The 4,277-nt window shown below is 68.8% G+C and carries 5 protein-coding genes; 1 reads left to right on the forward strand and 4 read right to left on the reverse strand.

Translation table 11 applies throughout. The features are described 5' to 3' along the window. The first annotated feature begins 229 nt into the window (after window positions 1-229). Entirely contained in the window at window positions 230-673 is a 444-nt protein-coding gene (locus tag ACIRPX_RS45790) for a hypothetical protein (protein WP_404206114.1), read from the forward strand. A gap of 63 nt (window positions 674-736) precedes the next feature. Here ACIRPX_RS45790 and ACIRPX_RS45795 read toward each other — a convergent pair whose 3' ends face one another. The 4 genes from ACIRPX_RS45795 to istA all read right to left on the reverse strand — a co-directional run bounded on the left by ACIRPX_RS45795 (window position 737) and on the right by istA (window position 3,995). Further along, window positions 737-1,204, reverse strand: a complete 468-nt coding sequence (locus ACIRPX_RS45795) for an NUDIX hydrolase (RefSeq protein ID WP_404206115.1) — start codon at window positions 1,202-1,204, stop codon at window positions 737-739. Then, window positions 1,201-1,857 (reverse strand): hypothetical protein, encoded by a 657-nt coding sequence (locus tag ACIRPX_RS45800; RefSeq protein ID WP_404206116.1) that lies wholly within the window; start codon window positions 1,855-1,857, stop codon window positions 1,201-1,203. The genes ACIRPX_RS45795 and ACIRPX_RS45800 overlap by 4 nt, the downstream gene beginning before the upstream one ends. Further along, the gene (istB, locus tag ACIRPX_RS45805; protein ID WP_404206117.1) at window positions 1,847-2,659 is read right to left on the reverse strand and encodes an IS21-like element helper ATPase IstB; all 813 of its coding nucleotides are present in this window, start codon (window positions 2,657-2,659) and stop codon (window positions 1,847-1,849) included. The genes ACIRPX_RS45800 and istB overlap by 11 nt, the downstream gene beginning before the upstream one ends. A 73-nt stretch (window positions 2,660-2,732) precedes the next feature. Next, window positions 2,733-3,995 (reverse strand): IS21 family transposase, encoded by a 1,263-nt coding sequence (gene istA, locus ACIRPX_RS45810; protein ID WP_404206118.1) that lies wholly within the window; start codon window positions 3,993-3,995, stop codon window positions 2,733-2,735. Window positions 3,996-4,277 lie beyond the last annotated feature (282 nt).

The following is a 4,277-nucleotide window of genomic DNA, read 5'->3' on the forward strand; positions in this document are numbered from 1 at the left end:
CGACAACCCGACAGGCCACCACTCCCACGGAATCACCACTGCTATCCCCGACCAGCGGAAACGCACCGATCACACCCGGAAAGACAACAGCTTCTTAGTTGGATGTTGAACGGTGTGAGGGAAAGTGACGAGCAAGAGCATGCGTGCGAGGCCGGGCTGTGGATCGTTGATCCCGCCGATGCTGTCCATCGCTGCCTTCGAGATGCGCGGACTCGTCTAGGCTGGCCCGGTGGGGGTCGAGCTGCGGGAACGGTGGGGCAGACAGCCGGTGTGGGCGAGGTGCGCCCTCGCGGTGTACTTGATCGGTTTTCTCGTAGGGACTCGCACCCACGTTGTTGATGTGGCCCGTGACGGTGTCCACGCCTATGCGGTGTTCCCGCAGGTGTCCTTGCAGGTGTTCTTCGTCAGTCTGGTGGTCCTCGATCCGCTGGTCATCGTGCTGGTGGGACTCGTGCGGCGAGAAGGGATCTGGCTGGCGGGCGCCGTGATGGTGCTGGACTTGTGCGGCAACTGGTGGGGCAACTGGCACTGGCTTCGCGACGATCCTTCGCAGCTGATGCGGCTGGTACCCCTCACGATCTTCGGAGTGTTCGTCGTCGCGTCCGTGCCCCCCTTGCATCGCGCGGTCGCCGGGGCGGCGGGCAAGCCCGAGGCGGCCGTGCCGTCTGTCTGACGAGGGCGGTTTGCCGAGGGCCCGGCGACCGTCAGGTCGTCGGGCCCTGGAGATCGGTGACGGTCAGCCGGAGTTGTCGGCGTAGTAGACGCGGAGCATGGAGTTGATGCCGTCGACGGTGTCGGAGATCGCGATGTTGTCGATCCAGCGGTGTCCGATGTGAGCGGTGTGGCAGATGCTGTCAGGGTGTTCGACGGTGACCGCGAAGACGAAGACACGGACGATGCGGCCGTCGTCGTGTGCGTGGTCGTCGTGGCCAAGGTAGCGCGTCACTTCCGCCGAGGAGAATCCGGAGTACTCGGCGAGGATGCGTTCCATGCCGCTGGTGAGGGTTTCCCCGGCGCGGACGGATCCGGTGGGCAACTCCCATGTTGAGGGCGCGAGTTCGAAGTTGCGCGACGGTTTCTCGATCAGGAGGAAGCGTCCCTCGTGCTCGATCAGTGCGGCGGCGGCCAGTTCGTTGATGCCCTCGCTGTGGGTGCGGGTGACCAGGTCGTCGAGCCGGCCGAGACTGAAGAGGTCGCTGGTCATGGGGTCCTCCGCAGCGGGACGACGCCGGGGCCGGGGATGGCCGGGCGGGCGGCTTCGGGGGTGGCCAGCAGCGCGACGATGGTGACCGGCTGCTGGCAGTGCGGGCAGTTGCGAGTCGCGGTGGGCTCCATCGGGTCGCGCTCGACGGGAGCGTGACGCGCGGCAGGACGGGCCGCGGGTTTGGGGGCCGGCGGGAGCACGGGACGCGGCGGAGAAGTGGTGGGGGGAGCTTCGCCCAGGCGGCGGGCTCGCTGTTCGTCGCGTTCCTGTCCGCGCTGCCGGTCGGCGGTTCGGCGGCAGGAGGGGGAACAGTAGTGCTGCCGGACGGTCCGCGGTGCCTGGAAGGTGCTGTCGCAGACCGGGCAGACACGCTCGTCGAGCGCGTCTTTGCTGGTGCGGGCCGTGTGACGGCACTCGGCCGAGCAGTAGGAACGGCGGGCGCTGGCGTTCGTGGTGAACTCCTGCCCGCAGGTGAGGCAGTTGCGGTGCAGCGGGGTCTGTTTGCGGTGGGTTTCGGCGCAGGTGGGTGAGCAGTAGACCTGGCGGCTGTTGACGGTGGCGGGGGTGAAGGCGGTCTCGCAGACCGGGCAGTGTCGGGCCATCTGCGGTGAAACCTCTGGGGTGTCGAGAGCGTTGTTGTGGTCAGGAGACACGGGCGTTCACTCCCTGCCGGAGGACTTCGGCCTGGTTCTGGTGGCCGCGCAGTCGGTAGGACGGGCCGTCGATGCCGACGACGGCGGCCCGGTGCAGGAGCCGGTCGAGCATCGCGGCGGCGACGGTGGCGTCCCCGAAGGCGCCGGCCCAGTCGGCGATGCCGACATTGGTCGTCAGGATCGTCGACGATTTCAGATACCGCTGGTTGATCACCTGGAACAGGGCCGAGGCTCCGTCCTCGGGCAGCGGCAGGTAGCCCAGTTCGTCGATGACCAGGAGTTTGGGGCCGGAGAAGAAGTTCATGCAGGTCTTCCAGCGGCCTTCGAGGGCGGCCTTGTGGCACTTGGCCGAGAGTTCCGCGGCGGTGGTGAAGTAGACGCGGTGTCCGGCGTCCACCGTGGCCCGGGCCAACGCGACCGCGAGCATGGTCTTGCCGACCCCCGGCGGGCCGACGAACAGGACGTTGGAGGCGTCGTCCAGGAAGCGCAGAGTGGCCAGATCGCGGACGAGTTTCTCGTCGACACCGGGCTGGGCGGCGAAGTCGAAGTCGTTCAGTGTCCAGGGTTCGGGCAGGCAGGCGAACCGCAGCCGGGACGCGAGGCGTCTGGCCTCGGTGGCCTCGACCTCGATCTCCAGCAGTCTCTCCAGGGCCGCGGTCAGCGACAGGCCCTCGGCCCGTGCCTGGTCGCAGACCCGGTTGAGCGCCTCGGCGGCATCGTTGAGTTTGAGGTAGGACAGGTGGCCCCGCAGCTGCTGGAAGCGGCGGGCTTCGCTCATCTTCGTCGGCGACGTCGTACTCACTCCGTGTTCTCCTCCTTGGGTGAGGGAGCGTGCCGCAGCCGGTCGGCCACGGCGGCATAGTGGGACAGGTCGATCACGACCCGTTCGGCGGCCGAGGCAGAGGCGGCCTGCCCCTCGCGCAGCCGCTCGGCCTCGGCCAGCGCCTCTTTGGAGGGCGGGGGCGGACCTTCGTCTTGCAGGGCGCCCGCTCGGAGAAGGACTCCAACACCTTGCGCTCCAGGGCGATGACGTGGCCGGTGTCCCGCACCGTCTGCCCGGACCCGCGCAGGGCCCGGCGGTGGCGGGCGACGACCGCGCGGCCGGCGGTGAGGATGTCCAGGAAGTCCTCGCCCAGGCGGTGGCGGACCAGGACGCGGGTGCCGGCGAGCCCCGGCGGCACCGAGTACGAGTTGCCCTCGAAGGACACCAGGGACTGCGGGGTGACCGTGCGCTCGGCGGACACCTCCGCCGGGAACGGCAGCGTCGGAAGTTCCAACAGCACCTCGGCGTCGGCGAGTTCACCGACCGTGGTCCGGGCCCCGTCGAGGACGCGGCGGCGGGCGTCCATCTGGATGGCGAGCCGGTCCACCCCGGACTGGGCCTGCTCGACGGTGAGACCGTCGGGGACCGTGCGCCACCATCGTTGCGCGGCGGAGTGGTTGGCCTTCTCCACCACACCCTTGCGGTTCCCGCGGCGCGAGGGGCAGATGTCCACGCCGACGCCGTAGAACTTCGCGACCGCGGCGAACGCCGCGGTGACCTGCCCGCTGGACGGGTAGCAGACCGTGGACATGCGATCGAAACGCCACCGGCGAGCGGTCCCGCCCAGCTTGCGTACCACTTGATCGAGGGCCTGAACCAGGTGCGGGAAGTCCTCCCGCTCGGCCAGCACCGCCCGCCAGCGGCCCGAGTGCGGCAGGGCGCCGACCAGCAGGTGAGCATGCTCACCAACTCCCCACTCCCCGGGTGGAGTTGGCAGTTCAAGCCAGTCGAACTGGATCTCCTCGCCCGGCGGGTGAGCGATGATCGCGACGTCGCGGCCCTTGGTGGTCTGGCACGGTTCGCAGTGCGGACGTGCGGCATGGCGGCGCAGGGCCCGCGTGAACGTGGAGTAGCCGCCCTGGTAACCCAGCTCGATGATTTCGTCGAACAGCGTGGTCGCCCACAAGTGCGGGTCATCCGCGAGCCGTTGGCGGCAGTACTCCAGGAACGGTGCGAACGCATCCGGCGCCTGACGGCGCTGGCCCGGCGTCTTCTCGCCGTTCAGGTAGTCCCGGATCGTCTGGCGGTCACGGCCCAGATGCCGGGCGATCGCCGAGATCGTCCATCCCTGACGACGCAGAGCGTGTGCGTCCACGTCTTCCTCCCGCGTGAGCATCCAGGCCCCCGAACAGGCCGTCCTTCCAGCACACGCAGGCTCTCCACGACACACCGACGCCAGTTCGACACGCCGAGCAAGATCACACAAAGGGTGGGGAGATCAACTGAGCAGGTTTGCCGAGCCCCGCGAGCGGGGGTGGCGAGATTCAAAGAGCGCCATCAACCCCTGCGCTCGCTGGAACTGACCGACGAGATCACCGCCGAACTCACCGTACTGGTCGGCTTCGACCAGGACCTGGCGGCCGAGGCCACCCGAACC

Origin of the sequence: Streptomyces sp. NPDC101225 (assembly GCF_044767585.1) — a bacterium.
GTDB lineage: Bacteria > Actinomycetota > Actinomycetes > Streptomycetales > Streptomycetaceae > Streptomyces.